Origin of the sequence: Massilia eburnea, from assembly GCF_050709955.1 — a bacterium.
GTDB classification, from domain to species: domain Bacteria; phylum Pseudomonadota; class Gammaproteobacteria; order Burkholderiales; family Burkholderiaceae_D; genus Rugamonas; species Rugamonas eburnea_A.
Map to the genome: position 1 here is coordinate 252144 of NZ_JBNZFX010000031.1, position 21206 is coordinate 273349.

Sequence of the window (21206 nt, forward strand, 5' to 3'; positions counted from 1 at the left end):
ATCGTGAGATAGATGGCGGATTGCCAGACCTGACCCCGGTTTTAATTACTGGAGCGCAATGATTGATTTGATGGCAAGTGCGGCCCTGGCCGACACCAACCCGAGTGAGCAAGAGCAGCAGGACGCCCTGCAGGCCCACTTCCAGCCCCACATTTCCGCCGACGAGATCGAGCAGGTCTACCACCTGAAGCGCGCCCAGCCGCTGTTGCAGGTGTTTACCGCATTGTTCCACGGCGGCTTCGAGGGGGTGCTGGTGCGCCTGCTCGTCCTGCGTGAACTTGCCAACGAAACAACTTCGTCCGCGTTTTCGCGCGCCGATATCAATACCCGCCTGGCCTACCTGCTGCCGGAAAGCCTGGAAACGGTGCTGAACCGGCTGCGCTCCAACGGCTTGCTGGCCTGGGATGCGCAGCAATCCGTGTACCGCGTGACGCCGATGGCGCGCAATGTGCTGGCCTCGATCGACAGCCTGCTGGCCCTGGCTGCGCCGGACAACGACGATGCCGAAATGGGTTTCCTGCTGTCGCAGGTGGCCGGTGCCCAAGCCGTGGGCGGCGTCACCACCGAGCAGCTGCAGCACTTGCTGGGCCGCCTGGTCGACCTGACCGAAGAATTCCGCGACGCCATCGCGTCCGGTTCCGAATTCCGCCTGCGCGAATCGCAGGCAAAGTGGCACCAGGCCTGCGACTGGGTCGAGAAGGGCTCGGTGATCCTGCGTGCCATCACCACCGACGAAAATGCGGACAGCGCCACGCACCGCGCCGCGCAAGCCATCGGCCGCGCCCAGTCGCAGCTGCTGAACATGCAGGGCATGTTCTCGCGCGCACTGAACCAGATCGAGCGCCAGCGCGTGCACCTTGGCCAGTCCGGCCTCTCCACTACCGATATCAAACGCTGGCTGCTGGCGCATGGGGACCTGTCCTCGCTGGCGCTAGATGCGATCGACCAACCGGTGAAACCGCTGTTCATCACGCCTGCCGAGATGATCGACGTCGCCGAGACAGAATTAATGACAGAACGTGCCAATAACAATGGGCTGAACAGCCTGCCTGCCGGCCAGGATGCGCCGACCACGATCAACGATACTCCTGCCATGCAGAAGGAACTGGACGATTGGCTGGCCCGCCTGTCCGACTTCGCGCAGCTGAACAACTTCCCGGCCGTGGCCGAAGGCTCCCCGCGCGAAGTCAAGGTGCATGAAGCACTGCTGCCGGCATCTTTCGCCCTGGCGTCCTACCGCGCGTCGATGCTGCCGTTGCTGGGCGACGAGGCCGAGGCTTCGATGCAGGGCACCACCGCCGACCTGGCGCGCCTGCCGGTGCGCTTCTCGCCGCAAGACGAGATGGTGCAGCTGCCCGACCTGGAGGTCGCCGCCATGTCCCTGGCCGCGCTGACCCTCGAATTAGACAAAGAAAGCCCCAAGTCCGATGAGTGACGATACCCAAATCCTGATCGCGCGCCTGGTGGCGCATCAGACCCTGCGCCGCGACGACAAGATGGTCAAGCGCGCCCTGTCGGACGAGTTGTTCCGCGCCGAAGTCGATGCGCGCCTGGCCGCCTGCGGCATGAAGCTGCTGGATAACGTCTACGCCGACCATGTCACCCTGGCCCTGCACCGCAATATCGAGCCGAAGGTGTTCGGCGCGCGCGACACCTGGCAAAACAATAATTTCGGCCTGGCGCGCGACGGCGTAGCCTTGCTGGTGGTGCTGTGGGCGCTGATCATCCTGCCCAAGCGCGAACGCCAGGAAACCCACCAGGCGGCGGACGACGACCAGAACGATATGTTCGGTAACGACAAGCCGGTGCCGCGCGCGGAAGACACCTCGATCGGCATTCCGTACAAGGCGCTGCTGGCCGACTTCGGCGACAAGCTGGGCAAGAAGACCCGCATGGACATGAACCTTGGCATCCTGGGCAAGCTCGGATTCATCGAGCGCCGCGGCGAGATCATCGTCGAAGGCCCGCTACTGGACCTGCTGATGGATACCGACCTGCTGAAAGAGCGCATCATCAACGGCGCGCTGGCCGACGTGTTCAAGCGCGCCCCGGCGCAGATCGTGCACATCCCGCGCGAAGTGCTGGCTGCCGCCAACGACGCCGAGCCGCAACAGGCGGCCAATGAAGAAAACCCAACGGAAGAATAAGCGATGTTCCAAATCAAATCCCTTGAGCTGGTCCACTGGGACTACTGGCAGCGCATCAAGAACATTCCGCTGGATGCAAAGATCATCACCATCGCGGGCCAGAACGGCTCCGGCAAGACCACCTTGCTGGACGCGCTGCGCACCCTGTTCGGCCTCGATTGCTCGATGGGCCGCACCTACAAGCACTATGCCCGCCACAGCGGCCAGCAGACCGCCTGGCTGCGCGCCGTGGTGGACAACAAGCCGCAGGGCAAGCAGCTCTCCAACCGTCCGTTCCGCAGCAGCGGTTTCTTCGCCGAAGACGAAGTAACCCTGTTCTGCCAGGTGCAGAAGAACGGCGGCGACTGGAAGCGCCAGTACCTGATGCGCCCTGGTAACGTGGACATCGAAGAAGTCACCGAAGCCAACGACTGGCTGGGCGTGGAGAACTACCGCAAGCGCCTGGCCAATGCCGGCCTGTCGCAAGCCATGTCCAAAGTGCTGGCGCTGGAGCAGGGCGAAACCGACAAGCTGTGCGAATACGCACCGCGCCAGTTGCTGGACCTGGTGTTCCAGGTATTCGGCGACAAGGAAGTGCTGGATGCCTACGACGAGGCCAAGCGCCACCAGCGCGACACGGAAGAAGAGCTGAAGCGCTTCGAGGCCGAACTGGAAGGTTCCAAGACCAACCTGGAGGGCCTGCGCCTGCGCGTGGCCAACTACCACCAGTGGGAAACGCTGCACAAGGAACGCCGCAACCTGCAGGAAGAAGTGCTGCCATCGCTGGAATATCACGAGGCGCGTGAAAAGTCCGCCAACGTCAGCCGCCAGTTGCGCGAAGCGCGCAAGCCGCTGGCGCAGGCTGACCAGGTGCTGGCCGACAAGCGCAACGAAGTGGGCAAGCAGGCCAAGGCATTGCAGGATGCGCAGCAGCAGGAAACCCTGCTGGAACAGGAACAGACTGCGCTGACTTCGCGCCTGAACCATATCAACGGCAAGCTGAAGCCGCTGGAATCGCTGGCGGAGCAGAAGTCCCGCCTGCAGAAGCTGGCCGCCGAATCGGGCGCCGACGTGGCCGATGCCGCTGCGGAGCTGGAAACCAAGGAAAGCGAGCTGCTGAAACTGCGTTCGCAGCGCGACTCCGTGTCCAACCGCATCGCGCAGGACAAGGCCACCATCAACGCTCTGTCGGGCAAGACCGCCATGCCGGAGCCGGACAATGTGCGCGCCATGCGCCGTGCCCTGAACGATGCCGGCATCCCGCACGCCATGCTGTCCGATATCGTCGAAGTGACCGATCCGAAGTGGCAGGGCGCAGTCGAGGGCGTGCTGGGCGGCTATGCCTCCGTGGTGCTGCTGGAGCGTTCGTCCGACGCATCGTCGGCCTACCGCCTGGCGGAAAAGGAACGCTATCGCCACTTCATCGTGCCGGATTGCGTGAAGGCGCACGAGCCGAAGAACCAGAGCCTGCTGTCGGTGGTGAAGTTCAGCGGCCTGGCGCCGGAATGGCTGATCGACCAGCTGTCGCGCATCACCCGCGTGGAGTCGGTGGAAGACGGCGCAAAGCTGGGCAATATCGAAGAATGGATCACGCCGGAGGCCTACCACAAGGAACGCCGCGGCGGCCGCTCGCTGTTCGTGGAAGCGTCGCGCTACCGCTTCGGCTCCGCCGGCAAGACTTCGCGCATGGATGCGATCCAGAAGAACCTGCCGAACCTGGAAGCCGAGGAAGACAAGTACACCCTGCAGATTTCCAAGCTGGCTTCGGAAACCTCCGCGCTGAAAGCCCGCCTGGCCGGCGTCGATGCGGTGAAGGAGCTGTCGGCCCGCACCGAGGAATTCGACGAGGCCGCGCGCTCCGCCGTGCCGCTGCGCGCCGAACGCCTGGAGGTGGGTTCGCGCCTGGGCGAGCTGCAAGGCTTGATGAAGAACGCCACCGTGGCTCGTACCAAGGCCGACACCTCGTGGCAAAGCGCCCGCATGTCGCTGTCCGAAGCGGAAGCCGGCATGCGCCTGAACTTCAAGCGCCAGATGGAGCAGCGCTCCGACCATGCGCGCGCCATGCTGGCGCTGCGCCGCCAATGGCGCCACCTGCCCGGCGCATGGCGCCGTCCGGCGCGCCGTTTGGCGCTGGTGCAGCAGCACCAGAACGCGCACCAGGTCGACCTGCGTATCGCCAGCCTGCAATCTTCGCTGGCGCGCGACGACTGGGAACTGGATGCGACCGTGATCGACCAGTACGCGCGCCTGAATGAGCAGCTGTCGAACCGCAAGAGTGAAACCGAAGAGCGCCGCTACCAGAACAACCGCGCGATCGAAGCAACCGCCAATGCACGCGGCGCCTACATCGAGCGCCTGCGCTACACGATCAAGACCTATTCGTCGAACATCAAGGAGCTGGGTGCGCTGGCCAATATCGACGTGCACGTCGAGCCGGTCAAGCTGGAGAACGACGACCTGCTGCTGTCGCAAGCAGGCCTGCAGGTGCGCTTCAAGTTCGACGGCAAGGGTCCGATTGGCCTGAACGACGGCGAAGCGTCTGGCGGCCAGCAGGTGATGAAATCGCTGGTGCTGCTGATTGGTTTGCTGAAGTCGGAAGACGGCTCAGGCGGCTTCGTGTTCATCGACGAACCGTTCGCCCACCTGGACATCCGCAATATCCAGCTGGTCGGGGAGTTCCTGAAGAATACCGATGCGCAGTACCTGATGACGACGCCGCTGACCCACAACACCGACGTCTACGATCCTTCCGACCTCACGCTCATCACGAGCAAGAAAAAGAAAGACACCCAGTGGGCGCAGCCGATCTTCGTGCTGCAGCGCCGCCAGGCGGCAGCGGCTTAGTCGCTGTTAGTGGTAATCCCGACGGCACGATACAAGGGGCAGAACTTGATCGTGCCCGTCAGGAGCGGCACCACGCCGATCCAGGCCCATTGGCCGACCAGGCCAAGCAAAGTGGCCGCAATCAGGCTCAAACCGACAGCTACTCGCAAGGCACGGTCCACCGTGCCGATATTTTCATTCATGGTCATGGCTTTCTCCTGTTAACTGGCAACCAGTATGGGAAAGCCCGGCATTGCCGGGAATGACCTGGATCAACTAAAGCGTGTGCTCAGGCCGCTTCCTTGGAGCAGGCGCCGAGAATGCCGTCGAGTTCCTTCTTCAATGCCAGTGCCACCGGCCGGCCACGAATGCGGTTCACCATTTCGAAGAAGGTGATGCGCATCGCTTTCAAATCCTCCAGCGTGGCAGCGGCTTCCAGCTTGGCCTGCAGGACCTGGCCGCGCAGGCCCAGGGTCGGCTCGATCGTGCGCGTATAGAATTCGCGCGCTTGCTTGTATTGCGCAGCGAGTTCTTCTTCGGTAGGCAGGATCGGCATGATGGTAATCGGCGGCGCTTCGCCTTCTTCGATGAAACCCTGTGCCAGCAGTTCGTCCACGGCGCTGGCGGTTAGCCCAAGTCCAGTTACTTTCGGCAGCAACTCTTCCATTGGATGGCGGCCATCAATCATTACCAGCAGGGTACGCATACGGGACTGCAGCCCATAGGTGCGTGCCGAGATCTCTTCCCGGCCCTTATCGGTCTTGTTGTAAGTCGTCATAAGAATATTTCCTAATGGCAATCATTTTGTGTGAATTTAGAATACACGACCTTTAAGGATTTGACATCGGTTGAAATATCGTCTTTAATTTCTGTAACGACAGAAATAAATGAAAAATAACAAAATTCAACGAATATTCATTCTGGAACCAGTGGAAATCGGTGATTTTCACAATGTTAAACGTTTTGAATGAAAATTCACGTTTGTAGTTTTTATGTCACAAATGGAGTTAAGCCATGGCTGCACTGACCTTGTACTTCGACAATGCCTGCCCGTTCTGCCGGCGCGAAATGGCGCGCTTGCGGCGTTGGGATCGCGCCGGCCGGCTGGCCTTCATCGATATTGCTGCCCCGGAGTTCGATCCCGCACCGCTGGGCGCCAGCCTGGCTGCCATGAATACGGAATTGCACGGCCTGCGTGCCGACGGCGCCATGCTGGTCGGCACCAGCGCCATCCTGGAGGCATACACGCTAGTGGGTCGCGCCTGGCTGGTCTGGCCGTTGCGGGTGCCCGCACTGCGGCCGCTGCTGGCCTCTGCCTACCGCAGCTTCGCCCGCAACCGCTATCGCATTTCGCGCTGGCTCAGGATTGATGGCGCACGTCGCGCATGCGACAGCGACCGTTGCCAAATCTACTTCGGAGGTAAAAATGGAGCGTAAATGGCTGGTGCGCTGGTTGTATGCCAGTGCGGTTGCCCACTTGCTGGTCGGCCTGGCATTGCCGTGGGTCGGCAACGCGGCCGCGCTGGACTGGTACCTCGCCTGGCTAGGCCCTGCCGCGACCCGTCCGCAGCACGCCTGGTGGATGGCGCTGTTCGGGCCGACCATCCAGTGCGTCGGCTTGTGGATGCTGGCGCTGGTGTGGTTCGGCGACCAGCGCCGCGAGCCGGTAGCCTGGCTGTGGGTGGCGGCGGGCTTGCTGTTGTGGGGGCCGCAGGACATGATGGTGTCGCTGCGTGCCGGCGTATGGCCGAATGTGTGGCTCGACACCGTCACGCTGGCGCTCCTGCTGCCCGCCACCTGGCGCCTGTACCGGATCGATGCCGCCGCCAGTGACGCCGCCGATACAGCGACCCCGGTCGGCGAAGGAGAACTGTTCCGCAAGATCCTCGGCAGCGAATGGAATCAGCTGCACCCCGACATCCAGCAGCGCTTCGCCAAGAATCCTGCGCCCGGCAAACCGCTGCTGTACTACGGCACCTTGTCCGAACTGAGTGCTTCGCGGTTCGGCAAGCTGCTTGGCTTCATCAGCAAGCCCTTCATCCAGGGCGCGCTGATCCCCTACAGCGACCGCGACTTCCCGGTCGACATCCAGGTCTATGGCAAGCCGGGTTCGCAAAATATTTACAAGCAACGCATCTACATGCTGAACGGCCGCAAGCCGATCAAGTTCACCTCCTACATGGCGGAGAGCGAACATGGCGAAGTGCTGGAATATGTGGGCCTGGGCCTCGGCATGAAACTCAAGCTGCATATCGCCGACGGCAACCTGCATTTCACCAGTGACGGCTATTTCTGGGACATCCTGGGCTGGCGCATTCCCTTGCCGGGAGTGCTCACGCCCGGCAAGACCTATCTGCGCCACTGCAACGAGGCGCCCAACCGTTTCAACATCCGTATCGAAATCCGCCACGTGCTGTTCGGCACGACGTTCGTGCAGGCAGGCGTCTTTCACGAAAGGCGCGCGGCGGAGAGGGAGGCAGCATGAATACCCATTTACTCGCATTGCAGCTGATGGCCGCACAAGGCTGCCTCGGTGCATTCGACACCATCTATCACCACGAATTGACCGAAGCATTGCCGCAGCGTGCCACGGCACGGCGCGAGCTTGCCATCCACGCGGTACGCGCGACCATTTACGGAGTGCTGTTTGTCGGCTTGTCGGCCTGGGTGTGGCAAGGCGCATGGGCGTGGGTACTGCTTGCGCTGTTCGGCGTCGAGATTGTCCTCACGTTGTGGGACTTCGTGGTGGAAGACCAGACCCGCCTGCTGCCGGCCACCGAGCGCGTAACCCATACCGTACTGGCAATTAACGGCGGCGCCTTCATCACACTGCTGGTGCTGGGAATGCCGGCAGCCACCGATGCCCCGACTGGTTTCGCCTATGCGCCGCAGGGTTGGCTTAGTGTCTTCCTCGCCTTGTGCGGCGTGGGCGTATTCGTTTCCGGCATCCGCGATGCGTTCGCGTCGCGGGCCTTGACCAACGCCGCCGCGGAAAGCGTACGTTTCGACGGCCCGCCGCAAACGGTGCTGGTCACCGGCGCCACCGGCTTTATTGGCCATTCGCTGGTGCCGGCCTTGCTGGCCGGCGGCCACCGGGTCATTGTGCTGTCGCGTGAGCCGCGCAAGGCGGCCTGGGAGTTCGGCGGAGCGGTGCGCGCAGTGGCCAGCATGGCCGACTTGTCGCCGGCGGAGAATATCGACGTCATCATCAACCTGGCTGGCGCCCGCATCTTCGGCTGGCGCTGGAGCGAGCGCCGCAAAGCCGTGCTGCGCAGCAGCCGCGCAGGATTAACCAAGGGAGTGGTTGACTGGATCGCAGCCGCAGCGCGCAAGCCACGCCTGATGATCAATGCCTCCGCGGTTGGCTACTACGGCATCCAGCCGCAGGGCAGCGAGCAGGTACTGAACGAAGCCAGCCCGCCACAGGCGATTTTCATGTCCCAGCTTTGCCAGGAGTGGGAAGCGGCTGCCAGCCGCGCGCGGGAATATGGCGTACCGGTCGCGCTGGCGCGTTTCGGGGTGGTCTACGGGCACGGCGGCGCACTGCAACCGATGCTGCTGCCGATCAGGCTGGGCTTCGGCGGGCGCATGGGGACGGGGCGCCAGCGCAATTCATGGATACACCTCACCGACTTGCTGGGTGCCATGGCCCACGTCTGGCGCATGGGCGCCAACGCTGACGGGGCCTGGAACTTCACCGCTCCCGAGCATCCGACGCAACTGGAGTTCACGCAAGCCGCCGCTGCCGAACTGCAACGCCCGAGTGTGATTCCCACACCGGCCTGGCCGGTGCAGCTGCTGCTGGGCGAACAATCGGCACTGCTATTGGAAGGCGCCGCAGTCGCACCAACCCGCCTGCTGGCCAGCGGTTTCAGCTTCCGCTTCCCGACAGTGCGGCAAGCGCTGGCCGACCTGGTTTAATCCTGCTTTTTCTGCGCCATGTTCCAGCGCAGCAGGCCGATCGAGTAGGCGGCGAGGTAGCCGAGTATCAGGCCGAAGGGGATGACGGTCAGCGGGTGCTGCAGGACTTCGGCCTGGTTGATCACGCGCGGGTGTTCGGATTGGCGGTTGGCATAGAATTCGACGCCGATCTGCAGCACGCGCGCGGCGAACACCATGCAGATCAGGATGGCGGTTCGGCTCGGCGGGGTGAAATACAGCTTGCTGCCCGTGTTTTCGAAGCGCGTCTTCTTGAGTGCGAAGAAGGCCAGCCACGCTCCGGCTATCAGGGCGCCAGCCATCATCGCCAGCGCCGGCGGGTTGCCGAGCATGGACTGGGCGGCAGCCAGCAGCAGGATCGGCAAGCCCGCCGCGCCGACCCAGTGCCGCCACGTGACCGATTCCTGGCGTCGGAACACCAGCTTCAGGCGCGAATAGATGCGCCAGATCAGGGTCGGGACGAGGATGAGCAGGACTACGGTGGTGACAGTCAGTTGCATTGGGCGCCGGATTCGTGAAAAAAGAAGAATTTTAACCGCAGGCGTAAAATACACCTTCGTGATCTCGCTTTCGGGAGTTCCAACCATGGAAAAACACCGTATCCACGCCCACCGCGCACCGGACCTGCCCGGTACCAGTCGATGAGCCGCAGCCGCACCCGGAACCGGTGCATCCCCACAGTCCGCACCATCCCGTCCCGCAAGACGAGCCGGTGCCCAACCATAATCCCGAACTGCGGCCGCCAGGTCAGTCGAAAGCCCAGTTGTAAAGCACGTCCAGTGCGTTGTTGGTGCCGGTCTGCACCTGCAGCGTCACGCGGGTATTGAGCTTGTAGCGCAGCTTCACCAGGCTGGTCGCGCTACCTGCGCCTTGCTCGAAACTGATGTAGGCGCGCGACGACAGTTTTTTACCGACGGTGACGACCGTGCTTTCCAGCCCTTTGGCCTGGCTGACTCCCAGCTCGTCCAGCCCGACCCGGTTGGCCAGGCTCGGGCCGCCGCTGCCGCCCAGCAGGGCGCCGGCCGCGGTGCCCAGCAAGCTCATTTCATTGCCCGCCATGTCGGCAGTGCCGTGGCCGAGCACCATCCAGGCCAGCTTTTCGCTGTCCGGCACGGACGGCGTGGAGACCAGCTTGGCGGAAGGCGCCAGCGCGGTGCCGCGCACTTCGACGCCGGCTTCCACATTGGTCTCGCTCAGTTCATCGCCTTCAGGGCGCTTGCGCACCGCACGGATGTTCAGGCTTGGATTGTCGTAGGCGCCAGTGAAATTCAGCACGCCCCGTTCAATGGCCAGGCGCTGGCCATAGGCGGCGTACGTACCGTTGACGACATGGATGCTGCCGTTGACGCGCGGCGGGCGGCGATCGGCCATGCGCACCCGCACGGTGCCTGCCAGCTGCGCATCGAGGCCCTTGCCGCGCAAGATGAAGTCGTCGCCCAGGTCGGCCTCAAGGTCGATGTTCAGCGGCAGTCCGGTGGTGGCGGCGGCTTTCGGCTTTTCGCGGCCGAGGATAACCACGTCTTCGCTGATGGTCGGGGTGTCGAGCGAAGGCAGTTCGATGACGGCGCGGTTGGCTTTGAACTTGCCGTCGAATTCGAAACGCTTGGCGTCGCGCACCAGTGTGCTGCTGCCGCTCAGCACCAGGGTGCGGTCCGGGCGGTTGAATACTTCGAGCTTGTTGGCGGCCAGCTTGAGGTCCATCGACATGTCGCCGCCGGCCAGGCGCAGCCAGCCATCGGCCTGCACATTGCCGTCGGTGCCGTCGAAGCGCAGCCGTTGCAGTTGCAGCTGGTCGCCGCTCACTTTCGCCTGCAGGGCGCCGTTGCGCAGGCGGATGCCTTGCTCGGCCCAGTTGATCACCAGCCCTTCGCCGACCACTTCGCCATCCAGCAAGGGATTGGCGATGGTGCCGTGGCCGCCGGCGTGCGCGCGCAGCGAGCCGCCCAGCTCCATGCCTTGCACGCCAAGCAGCGGCGACAGCCAGGCGATGGATGGCAGGCTGGCGCTGGCGCCGAAGGTAAGGGGGCTGTCGGAAGGAATGCGGCCGTTGCGCAACTGCGCACTGGCTTCGAGGCGTGCGTTGCCGGCACGGTCGCCGGCCAGTTCAGCCTGGGCGCGCAACTGGTCGCCGGCGACTGTGACGCGGGCGTCCAGCACTTTCAGGTCGAGCGGGATGGGGCGTTCGCCGCCGGTGATCGTTACGTCGCCTTTTTCGCGGAATACATGCAGGTAGCCGTCCAGCGCAGGCGCGGCGCCTGTTGCCGCAGGCGCGGCAAGTTCAAGCGACCAGTCGCCGCCCAGCGTCATGGTGCTGGCCACATTGCGGCGCCAGGTGTCGGACAGTTGGGCGAGGTAGCCGGCGTTGACGCCGGCGGCGCTGCCTTTGCTGCGCCAGTGCAGGCCGTTCTTCTCCAGGGTTTCGATGTGCAGGCTGCCTTCCGGCATGGCGATGGTGGCGCTGCTCAATGCGAGCTGCTCAGGCGCAGCCAGGCCGGCCACGCCTTCGCCTTTGCTGCCGGTGATGCGCAGCGTGGCCGGCGCCTGCAGGTTGAGCGCAAAGCGGCCCTTGTTTTGCAGGGCATCGATGCTGCCGCTCCAGCTATCGGTGGCGAAGCTGCCGCGTACCTTGGCGCTGGCGTCGAAGTCCGGATTGGCGGCGGCCACTTGCACGGTGTGGTTGCCGGCGGTGCCGCCGGCTTGCAGGCGCAGGCGGTCGATCAGGACGCCGGGCAGGTTCAGGCCAGTGACGGTCAGGTCGGCTTGCAGCGGATCGTCCGGGCCGAAGGAAGTGCCGATGGTGGCGCTGCCTTTGATGGCGGAGATTTCGCGTTGACCCGGCAGGCGCAGGTGGGCGCCGTCCAGCGCGGCGCTGAGCGTTGGCATGGTGTTGGGACCACGGCCTGCGACGTTGCCGCCGCTGGCGTAGCCGCTGCCGCGCAGGTTGCCGGACCATTCGCGGCCCAGAACCGCCAGTTGCGGCGCATCGAGCTTCCAGTCGATGCGGTCCTGGGGCTTGCCGAAGGAGCCTTTGGCCTGCAGCAGGTTGGGGCCGAGGCGCAGGTCGATATCGCTGTCCTGCACGCGGCCGGGCGCGGCGGCGAATTTCGCGTGGCCGCTCAGCGCCGCGGTGCCGAGTGTGGATGCCGGTTGCAGGCGGATGTCGGCATTGGCCAGCCAGTCCGCGGAAGCGCGCAGCGTGGCGTCGAAATCGGCATTGACGTTGCCCGCCACCGACGAGCCAAAGCTGGCGGGATTGAGGCGGCTCGCGCTGCCGGACAGCTTGACGTCCATCGCGCCGAACAGCGCCGCCTCGCCGCTGGCGCGGATCACGTTCTCGGCGCGGGCCGGCGCCGTCGCTGCGGCTGGCGCGCGCTGGCCAGCCGGCTGGGCCAGGTACGCCAGGCCGCGCGCTTCGGTGGTGAAGCTGGTGCGGGGGCGCCTGGTAGCCGCCGCTCAGGATGCCGCTGGCGGTCGCGCTGCCCTGCAGTTGCGGGGCGAGCACGGAAAGCTGGGCGGCGTCGAGTTGCCATTCGAGCTTGTCGCCTGCTGCGCCGAACGCGCCGCGCGCCGTGGCGTTATTGCGGGCGTAGGCCAGGCGCGCATCGATATTGCCGATGTGCCGCGCGTCGGCGGCCAGCTTGACGCCACCCGATAGCGGCTGCCCCATCAATTTGCTGGGCTGCAGCGCGATGTGGGCGTTTGCGCGCCAGTCCGGCACCAGTTTGCCGTTTGCCTGCAGTTCGGCATTCAGCTCGGCCGATGGGAATGCACCCAGCGCGGCCGGGTCGAAGCGCTTGACGAGTGCGTTGGCCTTGAAGGCCTTGTCGTCTTTCAGGCTGGCTTGCGCGGTAGCGGTGATGCTGCCCTGGCCGGCGGTGATGCGCGCCTGGTGCAGGGTTAGCAGCAGGTCTTGCAGCGTGGCGTGGGCGTCGAGCCGCAGCTTGCCTTCGCCAAGGGCGGCGCGCAAGGTGTGTTGCCCGCCCTTGGTTTCGGCGCTGATGTCGCCGGCAATCGCAGTGCTGATGGCAGCGCCGTGCAGGCCGCGCAGGTCGAGGCGGTCGGTGTGCAGGCGCACGCCGGCGGTGTCGATGCTGCCGTCTTTCGGCAGGCGGCGCAGGTTGCCGCTGCCGGTGAACTTGCCTGCGGCGCCGAGGTCGATCAGCAGGCCGCTCAGGCTTGCGTTGTCCAGCGTGCCGCCCAATTGGGCGGCGGCGCTGCGCAGCGGCAGTTTTTGCTGGTCGAGCGGGCCGCTTGTGCCGCGGTTGGTGGCTGCCAGCTTGCCGGACAGCTTGTCGCCGTTGATGGCGGCTTCCAGCGCGAGGTCGATTGCCGCTGCCGGCCAGGCCGGGTCGAAGCGGGCCGGGTCGACGTCGCGCGCCTGCAAGCGGATGCTGCGCAGCGGCATGGCGTCGAACGGCGCCAGCACCAGGGTGCCGTCGCCGTTGGCGTAGTTCGACTTGCCTTTGACGTCCAGCTTCAGCTGCGCCAGGTCGCCACTGGCGAACAGTTCCAGCCGCGTCGCGCTGCGCTGGACCAGGCTCGGGTCGGGCGGCGTTGCGGCCGCCGCGCCAGGCGGCGTCGTGGTGGAACCGTTGGGACGGGCCGCGGGCGCAGGCGGAATCGGGGCGAGGGCGGCGGTGGCGCTCAACTGGTAAGGGCGCGTGGTGGAGATATCGGCGCTGGCGGCCAGGGCGCCAACCGGCGTTTCGGCGCTGGCGTCTTTCAATTGCCAGTGCCGGCCATCGCCCAGCAGCTGCAGCTTGATGGCGCGCAGCTCGGTGCGGCTGCCGTCTGCGCCGACCAGCGCCAGGTTGCTCACGCGGCCATCCGCAATGCTCAGGCGGAACGGCGGCGTGATCGATGCCGGCATCGCGGCAGGCTTGGACGGCCCGGTGCTGCGCGACTCGGCCCGCGCCACATGCAGCTCGCTGATTGCCACGCCTTTACTGAAATACTGCAGCGGCGACCAGTTGATGTCGACGTTGTCGAGCGTGAGCACGCTGGATTCGTCGCGATACACGATGCGCCCGATATGCATGCGCCCGTACAGCGAACCGCTGACGCCGGTGACCACGATCTGGCCGCCGCTGGAGCGCGCGACCTGGGCCACGATCTGCTGCAGCGTGGTTTCGCGCCCCAGCAGCCAAACGGCGCCGCCCAGCACGGCCAGCGTCACGCCGCCGCCGATCAGCGTGCGGCGCAGCCACTTGCGCCGGGTGGCCGGCGGCGCGTCGGCCGGCGGGGGATTGCGTGGCGTATCCATCAGAACGTGAACCCCAGCGAGAAGTGCAGCCGCGCCTTCTTCGTGGCGTGGCCATACGCCACGTCGACGTTGATCGGCCCGACTGGGCTCTTGTAGCGCGCACCGACGCCGTAGCCCGACTTGGGCCGCAAGCCGCCCAGCGAATTGGAAGCATTGCCGGCGTCGTAGAACAGCGCCGCGCCCCAGGCGGGCTTGAACCAGTATTGATATTCAGCGCTGCCGGTCACCAGGTAACGGCCGCCGACGGTCGCCTCGCCCTGCTGCACCCCCAGTTCCTGGTAGGCATAGCCGCGCACCGAGTTGTCGCCGCCGGCGCGGAACAGGTAGGTGGTCGGCACGCCGTCCTGGTGCGCCGAGCCCAGCGCCCCGAACTCGGCGCGCAGGATCACGGTGGACTTTGGACTCAGCGGCCGGTAAGTGATGCCGCGCGCCGTGGCGCGGATGAATTTCTCATCCGTCAGCACCGGCAGCAGGGCCCCGCCCAGCGTGGCGTTCAGCACATAGCCCTTGGTCGGGAACACCAGGTTGTCCACCTTGCGCCAGGTGGCTGCATAGGTGATCGGCAAGGACTGGCTGTGCGACGACAGCACCCGGTTCACGGTCTTGCTCTCGTTCAGGTATTCGATCGAGATGCTGCGCTCCAGCAGCGGCGTGCCCCAGGCCCGCTTGGCCGCGACCGAAGCGGTGCGCGTAATCTCACCCTCGATGTCCTTGCGTTCCAGCGCCGCGCCGAAGCTGTCGTTATAGCCGTCCGCCGTGGTCGGGAAGTAGAAGTCGCTGCGCGCCTGCTGGCGCTTGGTCTCCAGCGTCAACGCGCTCTTCATCTTCAGGCCGAACACGTTCAGGTCATCGTAGGTGCCCGACATGCGGGACCCGGTATTGGTGCTGAAACCGATACCCACGCTGGCATTCTTGCGCTTGTTCTCCACCACCCGCACCAGCAAGGGCAGCGGCGCCATGCTGGTTGGCTGCGGCACGCCTTCGGCCTTTTCCTCGGCTGCCTCGATCTGCTCGCCCAGCAAGGACGACAGGTCGGCGCTGACTTCGACGTTGGCGAAATAACCGGTTTCCTGCAGCTTGCCCTGGTAGGCCTGCAGCGCGGCTTCGCTGTAGACGTCGCCGGGCTTGATCGGATTCAGGTTGCGTACCGCCGATTCCGGATAACGGCGCAGGCCTTCGATCTTCAATGCACCGAAGCGCATTTCGGGACCGCTATCGAGGGCCACATGCAGCAGTGCGCGCCGGGTTTCCGGATCGACCACCGCCTCGCTCGATACCAGTTGCGCACGCGGATAGCGCGTCTGCACCACGGCGCGCAGGATATCGCGCTTGGCCTTTTCCCACGCGTCCTGGCGGAACACGGAACCGGCCGGCAAGTCCCAGCCGGCCTTCAGCGCATCCTTGTCGAACGGGGCGCCCGACGACGACGCAAAGCCTTCTAGCACGATCTCCACCTCGCCCACCAGCACCGGCGCGCCGGGCTGCACCTCAATCCTGACGGTCGGGGTAGCGCTTTCGTCCAGGCTGATATTCACCGCCGGGCTGTAGTAACCGGCGGTTGCAACCAGCGTCTTGATCTGCTCCGGCGCCGCGCGCAGCATGCGCTGCAGCTGGTCGCGGTCCATGCGCTCATTCGTGCGGTAGCGCACCAGGTCGAGATTGTCTTCAAGCAGCGATTCCAGCTGGCGCGGAGCGTCGATGCGGACCTGGTAAGTCCAGCCCTGGGCGGCCGCCAGCAAGGGCAGCAGCAGGGCGGCGCAGCCCAGTACAAGGCCCCTCAATACTTTTATGCCGGATTGTGCCAAAATTCGTGGTCTGTGATCTGGAAGTCGAAACCGAATGTTACCGGATCAGCCGCAATCTTGTCGGCCACTTAATGATTGATTACAAATAGACCTCAAAGAAAGACTGCGATGCTGACAAACGACGCCGCACTGGTCCTGTTCAGCGGTGGACAGGACTCGACAACCTGCCTGGCCTGGGCCCTGGAGCGCTATCCGCGCGTTGAAACCATCGGCTTCGACTACGGCCAGCGCCATGCGATCGAGCTGACCGTGCGCCCGCGCGTGCTGGAGCAGATGCGCGCCCTGAAGCCGGAATGGGCCGAGCGCCTGGGCGAAGACCACATGGTCGACCTGGGCCTGATCTCGCAGCTGTCGAAGACCGCCATGACCGAAGACATCGAGATCGTGATGCAGGAAAACGGCTTGCCGAACACCTTCGTGCCCGGCCGCAACCTGCTGTTCATGACCGTGGCCGCCACCCTGGCCTATCGCCGCGGCCTGACCGTGCTGGTGGGCGGCATGTGCGAAACCGACTTCTCCGGCTATCCGGACTGCCGCGACGACACCATGAAGGCGCTGCAAGTGGCCTTGAACCTGGGCATGGACACCCGCAACAAGCTGGAAACGCCGCTGATGTGGCTGGACAAGGCGCAAACCTGGCAACTGGCCGAACGTCTCGGCGGCCGCAAGCTGGTGGACCTGATCCGTGCCGACACCCACACCTGCTACAAGGGCGAACGCGGCGCACTGCACGACTGGGGCTATGGCTGCGGCACTTGCCCGGCCTGCGAGCTGCGCGCGCGCGGCTATCGCCTGTATCACGCCGCCCCGGGTGGCAATCACGACGCTAGCGCCGATTGACTTTTTCTATGAGGCAATTATTTTGCCCTGAACAAACTAAGATGCTGGTATGCAAAGGCCTCCTGCCAGCCCGCCGCTGCAACGCTTGCTGCAACCCCGCTTGTTGGCGGGGCTGGTGGCGGCGCTTTGCCTGACGGCGACCGGCAGCGTTTGGTGGGGCGCCCACCTCGATGCCGAACGCGATGCGCGCGCCGGCTTCGAATACCGCGCGCGCGAACTGGTCAATCATATTGCAGTGCGCATGCAGGCCTATGTGCAGGTGCTGTACGGCGTGCAGGGCCTGTTCGCCAGTTCCGACTTTGTCGACCGCCAGGAATTCCACACTTATATCGAACGCCTTGAGCTGGGCCAGAACTTTCCCGGCATGCAGGGCATCGGTTTCATGCGCATGGTGCCCGGCCCGCAGCTGGCGTCGCACATCGCCATGGTGCAGGCGGAAGGTTTCCCGGATTATGCGGTGACGCCGCCCGGCCAGCGCAGCCAGTATGGCCCGGTAGTCTATCTCGAGCCGTTCTCGGGCAGTAACCTGCAGGCTTTCGGCTATGACGGCTTGTCCGAGCCGGTGCGCCGCGCCGCATTCGAGCAGGCGCGCGACTCCGGACTGCCGACCATGACCGGCAAGCTGCTGCTGAAACAGGAAAGCGCCGACCCGGTGCAGGCCGGCTTCCTCATCGCGCTGCCGATTTACCAGAATGGCGTCGGGCGCTACACCCTGCTCCAGCGCCGCAGCGCCTTGAAGGGCTGGGTCTACGCGCCGTTCCGCATGAGCGACGTCATGGCCGCGCTGGGCCAGGATGCGATGCGCGGCCTCGACGTGGAAGTCTACGACGGCGAAGAGCCCAACGCCATGACGCGCATGTTCGACAGCGCACCAAGGGCCAGTGCGGCGGAAGGGCGCCAGCATGCGCTCAAGCGCATCAGCCTGGCCGGCCGGCGCTGGACCCTGCATATCAGCGCGCTGCCCAAGCCGAACGGCGTGCTGTCCGATAAACCGCGCAGCATCGCCATCGGCGGCCTGCTGATCAGCGGCTTGCTGGCCCTGCTGGCCTACGTGCTGGCGGAAAGCCGGCAACGCTTGCGCGTCGCGCTCGACCAGAGCAGCCGCATGGGCGATGAATTGCGCGAAGGGCAGGACACCCTGCTGGCCATGGCCGAACATGCCCAGCGCAGCCAGGCGGTGCTGCGCTGCATCCTCGACTCCACGGTGGACGGCATCCTGGTCGACAATTACAGCGGCACGGTGCTGAACTCCAACCGCCGCTTCCGCCAGTTGTGGAATGTGCCGGAGCAGCTCGACTGGGAGAACGATGGCGCCATCCTGCTGGCGCATATGGCAAGCCAGCTGGAACAGCCGGAGGCCTTCCTGCAGGCCAGCGCCCGGCCCGAGCCGGAGAGCGAGGACAGCCACAGCCAGCTCCAGATGCGCGATGGACGCGTGCTGGAGGTGACCACGCGCCCGCTGCGCCTGGGCAGCGAGCCGGCGCGGCTCTGGTCCTTCCGCGACATCACCGAACGCACCATGAACGAGCGGCGCGAGGATGGCCGCCACCAGGTGCTGGAACTGCTGGCCGCCGGGGCGCCGCAGCAGGAAGTGCTGGATAACCTGATGCACGGCATCGAAGCGGTCAACCCTGGCATGATCTGCAGCGTCATGCTGCTTGACGAGGAGGGCAAGCACCTGCTGCTGTCCGCCGCGCCCAGCCTGCCGGCCTTTTACAGGCAGGCCATCGACGGCCTGCCGGTCGGCTATGGCAACGGCTCCTGCGGCAAGGCCGTGACCAGCAACAGCCGCGTGATCGTGGCGGACATTGCCAGCGACACGCTGTGGGCCCCGTACCGCGAAATGGCGCTGCGTGCCGGCCTCGGTGCCTGCTGGTCGGAGCCGGTGCATGGCGCCAACGGCAAAGTGCTGGGCGCCTTCGCCATCTACCACCGTGAAGCGCAGTGCCCCAGCGTGGCGCAGTTGGCCCTGCTCGACCAGGCTGCCAGCCTGGCCGGCATTGCGGTGGAACAGGCCCGCGCCGCCGAGGCCCTGCGCGTCGGCGAGGCACGTTTCCGCAGCCTGTACGACCATGCGCCGGTGGCCTTGTGGCAGCAGGACTGGTCGGCGCTGCGCTGCGCCTTGCAGGAGTTGCAGGAGTCGGGCGTGGCAGACGTGGCGCAATGGCTGCAGGTGAATCCCAGCCAGTTGCAGCGCCTGGCCGGGCTTGTGCGCATCACCGACCTGAATGCCGCCGCGTTGCAGCAGGTGGGCGCCGATCCGGCCAGCAAGCAGCCGGGGCAGCTCAGCCTGGCGCAGAATTTCGCGCCATCGGCGCTGCAGGAATTCGGGCGCGCGCTGCTGGCGATGGCGCAGGGCTCGCACCTGTTCCAGTGCGAAGGCAGCTACCTGCGCCTGGATGGCGTGCAGCGCCAGAATGAATTGACGCTGCTGGTGATGCCGGGCCATGAGCATGCGCTTGACTTCGTGATCGTGTCCACCATCGACATCACGGAGCGCAAGCGCCTGAACGAAGAACTGGTGCAGCTTGCCACCACCGACTTCCTGACCGGCTTGCCGAACCGGCGTGAATTCATGACGCGGCTGGAAGACGAACAGGCCCGCCTGCAGCGCGACGTTGGCGGCCGCGCCGCCGTGCTGATGCTGGACATCGACCACTTCAAGGACATCAACGACGCCCACGGCCACGACTGGGGCGATGCGGTGCTGCGCCATTTGGCTGGGCTGATGCGCGACTCGCAGCGCAAGATCGACATGCTGGGCCGCGTTGGCGGCGAGGAGTTCGCGATCCTGCTGCCGGGCGCCGACCTGGAGGCGGCGCGCGCCTTCGCCGAACGGCTGCGCCAGCGCATTGCCGATACGCCGATGGGGCGGGATGGCAGCAGCGTCGCGATCACGGTCAGCATCGGCATTGCCAGCATGGCGCCGTCCGACCGCAGCGGCGATGCGGCCCTGGTGCGGGCCGACCATGCGCTGTATCGCGCCAAGCGCGCCGGCCGCAATCGCGTGGAAGGCTGATCAGTCGCCACGCAGGCGCAGCTGCTCGACCTTGTCGCCCTTGCCCAGGCTCAGGTCGACCAGCAGGGCGCCGCTGGTGTAGTTCAGGCGATAGCTGTACTTGCGCATTTCGCCGTCGGTGCTGCGAGCCAGCGCTTCCACCGTGCGCAGCGGCCCCCATTCGCGCAAGTTGTCCGACACCAGGGCCAGGAATTCCGGCGACAGGGTGCCTGCCACCTTTTCGCTCAAGCCTTCCGGCAGCTTGCTATCGGCGATGCTGGCGAACATGCTGCGCACGCGTTCGGCGACGGCCGGCTCGGTTTCCGCAATCGCCGGTTTGGGCTCGACGGCCAGGGCCGGCAGGTAATGCGCCGTGACGATGTCGGCCAGCTTGCCCGGACGCGCGCTGGCCGAATTGGCCAGCACCACCACCGACAGCCGGTCGTCCACGAAGCGGTACAGCTGCGAGCGGAAGCCTTGCCACGCGCCGCCGTGCGCAATGGCGCGATGGCCGTTGCGCTGGAACAGCTGCCAGCCGTAGCCGTATTCGGTGGCGCTGCCGTCGTTCAGTTTGGCCGGCGTCCAGCTGGCCTGGCGCACGCTGGCCGGCAGCACCTTGTCGCCGTACAGCGCCAGGTCCCACTTCGCCAGGTCGCGCGCCGTCAGGTACAAGCTGCCGTCCGCCGTGGTATTCAGGCGTGGCGCCACCCAGGACTGGTTCAGCAGCACGCCGCCCTTGCGTTCATAGCCGCGCGCCCGGTGCGGGATGATGTCGGCTTCGCTGATGATGCGGGTGCCCATGTCGAGCGGCGCGAAGATGCGCTCGCGCAGCTGGTCGCCATAGAATTTGCCGCCGGCCTTGTTGCAGATAAAGCCGAGCAGGTGGTAGCCCATATTCGAATACGACCATTTTTCGCCCGGCGCAAACAGCATCGGGATCTCCGCTTCCAGCGCGATCAGCTCTTCTTGCGTGTAATCCTTGCTCAGGTCCAGCTTGGCGTAAGGATCGCCCAGACCGGAGGTATGCGACAGCAGGTGGCGGATGGTGATGCCTTCCCAGGCCTTGGGCGTGCCGGCCAGGTGTTTCGAAATCGGATCGTCCAGCGACAGTTTGCCGTCTTCGGCCAGCAGCATCACCAGCGCCGCGGTGAAAGTCTTGCCGATCGAGCCCGATTGGAAGACGGTGGCAGGCGTGACCTTGACGTTGTTCTCGAGGTCGGAGAAGCCATAGCCTTGCTCGCGGATGATCTTGCCGTCTTTTACGACAGCGATCGAAACGCCGGGAATATGGCTGCGTTTCATTTCCGCCTGGATGGCGTCGTCGAGCTTGTCAGCAAGGGCGGCGGCAGGGAAGGCGAAGGCCAAGGACAGCAGCAAGGTGGTCGGGCGCATGGATGCCATTCTGTATAGGT

General features: G+C 65.2%; 15 protein-coding genes. 8 read left to right on the forward strand and 7 right to left on the reverse strand.

Annotation, left to right across the window (positions count from 1 at the left end):
* The first annotated feature begins 58 nt into the window (after positions 1-58).
* Genes ACQ4MM_RS18310 through ACQ4MM_RS18320 form a run of 3 tightly spaced genes read left to right on the forward strand, consistent with a single transcriptional unit; the run spans position 59 to position 4970 of the window.
* Positions 59-1435, forward strand: a complete 1377-nt coding sequence (locus ACQ4MM_RS18310) for a hypothetical protein (RefSeq protein ID WP_431478678.1) — start codon at positions 59-61, stop codon at positions 1433-1435.
* A complete protein-coding gene (locus tag ACQ4MM_RS18315) occupies positions 1428-2147 on the forward strand; it encodes a hypothetical protein (RefSeq protein WP_431478679.1) in 720 nt (239 codons plus the stop codon). Before ACQ4MM_RS18310 ends, ACQ4MM_RS18315 begins: the two co-directional genes overlap by 8 nt.
* A 3-nt stretch (positions 2148-2150) precedes the next feature.
* A complete protein-coding gene (locus tag ACQ4MM_RS18320) occupies positions 2151-4970 on the forward strand; it encodes an ATP-binding protein (RefSeq protein ID WP_431478680.1) in 2820 nt (939 codons plus the stop codon).
* Here the strand turns inward: ACQ4MM_RS18320 and ACQ4MM_RS18325 are convergent.
* Entirely contained in the window at positions 4967-5158 is a 192-nt protein-coding gene (locus ACQ4MM_RS18325) for a YgaP family membrane protein (protein WP_431478681.1), read from the reverse strand. The genes ACQ4MM_RS18320 and ACQ4MM_RS18325 overlap by 4 nt on opposite strands.
* An 80-nt stretch (positions 5159-5238) precedes the next feature.
* On the reverse strand, positions 5239-5727 hold the full coding sequence (locus ACQ4MM_RS18330) for a hypothetical protein (protein ID WP_431478682.1): 489 nt from the start codon (positions 5725-5727) through the stop codon (positions 5239-5241).
* Between the two features lie 236 nt (positions 5728-5963).
* Between ACQ4MM_RS18330 and ACQ4MM_RS18335 the strand changes: the two genes are divergently transcribed.
* Genes ACQ4MM_RS18335 through ACQ4MM_RS18345 form a run of 3 tightly spaced genes read left to right on the forward strand, consistent with a single transcriptional unit; the run spans position 5964 to position 8870 of the window.
* A complete protein-coding gene (locus ACQ4MM_RS18335) occupies positions 5964-6386 on the forward strand; it encodes a thiol-disulfide oxidoreductase DCC family protein (RefSeq protein ID WP_431478683.1) in 423 nt (140 codons plus the stop codon).
* On the forward strand, positions 6376-7434 hold the full coding sequence (locus tag ACQ4MM_RS18340; RefSeq protein WP_431478684.1) for a DUF4166 domain-containing protein: 1059 nt from the start codon (positions 6376-6378) through the stop codon (positions 7432-7434). Before ACQ4MM_RS18335 ends, ACQ4MM_RS18340 begins: the two co-directional genes overlap by 11 nt.
* Entirely contained in the window at positions 7431-8870 is a 1440-nt protein-coding gene (locus ACQ4MM_RS18345) for a TIGR01777 family oxidoreductase (RefSeq protein ID WP_431478685.1), read from the forward strand. The genes ACQ4MM_RS18340 and ACQ4MM_RS18345 overlap by 4 nt, the downstream gene beginning before the upstream one ends.
* Here ACQ4MM_RS18345 and ACQ4MM_RS18350 read toward each other — a convergent pair.
* From ACQ4MM_RS18350 to ACQ4MM_RS18365, 4 genes are all read right to left on the reverse strand, one after another.
* On the reverse strand, positions 8867-9388 hold the full coding sequence (locus tag ACQ4MM_RS18350) for a hypothetical protein (protein ID WP_431478686.1): 522 nt from the start codon (positions 9386-9388) through the stop codon (positions 8867-8869). The two genes, ACQ4MM_RS18345 and ACQ4MM_RS18350, sit on opposite strands and share 4 nt — an antisense overlap.
* Positions 9389-9635: 247 nt before the next feature.
* Entirely contained in the window at positions 9636-11333 is a 1698-nt protein-coding gene (locus tag ACQ4MM_RS18355) for a translocation/assembly module TamB domain-containing protein (protein WP_431478704.1), read from the reverse strand.
* Positions 11334-11487: 154 nt separating this feature from the next.
* Positions 11488-14064 (reverse strand): hypothetical protein, encoded by a 2577-nt coding sequence (locus tag ACQ4MM_RS18360; protein ID WP_431478687.1) that lies wholly within the window; start codon positions 14062-14064, stop codon positions 11488-11490.
* Between the two features lie 86 nt (positions 14065-14150).
* Complete coding sequence (locus ACQ4MM_RS18365) at positions 14151-15932, reverse strand: autotransporter assembly complex protein TamA (protein ID WP_431478688.1); 1782 nt, start codon at positions 15930-15932, stop codon at positions 14151-14153.
* Between the two features lie 132 nt (positions 15933-16064).
* Here ACQ4MM_RS18365 and queC point away from each other — a divergent pair, with 132 nt between their 5' ends.
* On the forward strand, positions 16065-16796 hold the full coding sequence (gene queC / locus ACQ4MM_RS18370) for a 7-cyano-7-deazaguanine synthase QueC (protein ID WP_431478689.1): 732 nt from the start codon (positions 16065-16067) through the stop codon (positions 16794-16796).
* A 49-nt stretch (positions 16797-16845) separates the two neighbouring features.
* Positions 16846-19815 (forward strand): CHASE domain-containing protein, encoded by a 2970-nt coding sequence (locus tag ACQ4MM_RS18375; RefSeq protein WP_431478690.1) that lies wholly within the window; start codon positions 16846-16848, stop codon positions 19813-19815.
* Here ACQ4MM_RS18375 and ACQ4MM_RS18380 read toward each other — a convergent pair whose 3' ends face one another.
* Positions 19816-21186, reverse strand: coding sequence for a serine hydrolase domain-containing protein (locus ACQ4MM_RS18380; protein ID WP_431478691.1), 1371 nt, complete (start codon positions 21184-21186; stop codon positions 19816-19818). It abuts the gene before it with no gap.
* Between the last annotated feature and the right edge of the window lie 20 nt (positions 21187-21206).

Excerpts from the sequence above, each read along its gene's own strand:
- ACQ4MM_RS18315 (WP_431478679.1), top strand. The coding sequence starts at position 1,428 with ATGAGTGACGATACCCAAATCCTGATCGCGCGCCTGGTGGCGCATCAG.
- ACQ4MM_RS18340 (WP_431478684.1), top strand. The coding sequence starts at position 6,376 with ATGGAGCGTAAATGGCTGGTGCGCTGGTTGTATGCCAGTGCGGTTGCC.
- ACQ4MM_RS18310 (WP_431478678.1), top strand. The coding sequence starts at position 59 with ATGATTGATTTGATGGCAAGTGCGGCCCTGGCCGACACCAACCCGAGT.
- ACQ4MM_RS18355 (WP_431478704.1), bottom strand. The coding sequence starts at position 11,333 with ATGCCGGAAGGCAGCCTGCACATCGAAACCCTGGAGAAGAACGGCCTG.
- ACQ4MM_RS18325 (WP_431478681.1), bottom strand. The coding sequence starts at position 5,158 with ATGACCATGAATGAAAATATCGGCACGGTGGACCGTGCCTTGCGAGTA.
- ACQ4MM_RS18320 (WP_431478680.1), top strand. The coding sequence starts at position 2,151 with ATGTTCCAAATCAAATCCCTTGAGCTGGTCCACTGGGACTACTGGCAG.
- ACQ4MM_RS18375 (WP_431478690.1), top strand. The coding sequence starts at position 16,846 with ATGCAAAGGCCTCCTGCCAGCCCGCCGCTGCAACGCTTGCTGCAACCC.
- ACQ4MM_RS18345 (WP_431478685.1), top strand. The coding sequence starts at position 7,431 with ATGAATACCCATTTACTCGCATTGCAGCTGATGGCCGCACAAGGCTGC.
- ACQ4MM_RS18350 (WP_431478686.1), bottom strand. The coding sequence starts at position 9,388 with ATGCAACTGACTGTCACCACCGTAGTCCTGCTCATCCTCGTCCCGACC.
- ACQ4MM_RS18330 (WP_431478682.1), bottom strand. The coding sequence starts at position 5,727 with ATGACGACTTACAACAAGACCGATAAGGGCCGGGAAGAGATCTCGGCA.
- queC (WP_431478689.1), top strand. The coding sequence starts at position 16,065 with ATGCTGACAAACGACGCCGCACTGGTCCTGTTCAGCGGTGGACAGGAC.
- ACQ4MM_RS18380 (WP_431478691.1), bottom strand. The coding sequence starts at position 21,186 with ATGCGCCCGACCACCTTGCTGCTGTCCTTGGCCTTCGCCTTCCCTGCC.
- ACQ4MM_RS18335 (WP_431478683.1), top strand. The coding sequence starts at position 5,964 with ATGGCTGCACTGACCTTGTACTTCGACAATGCCTGCCCGTTCTGCCGG.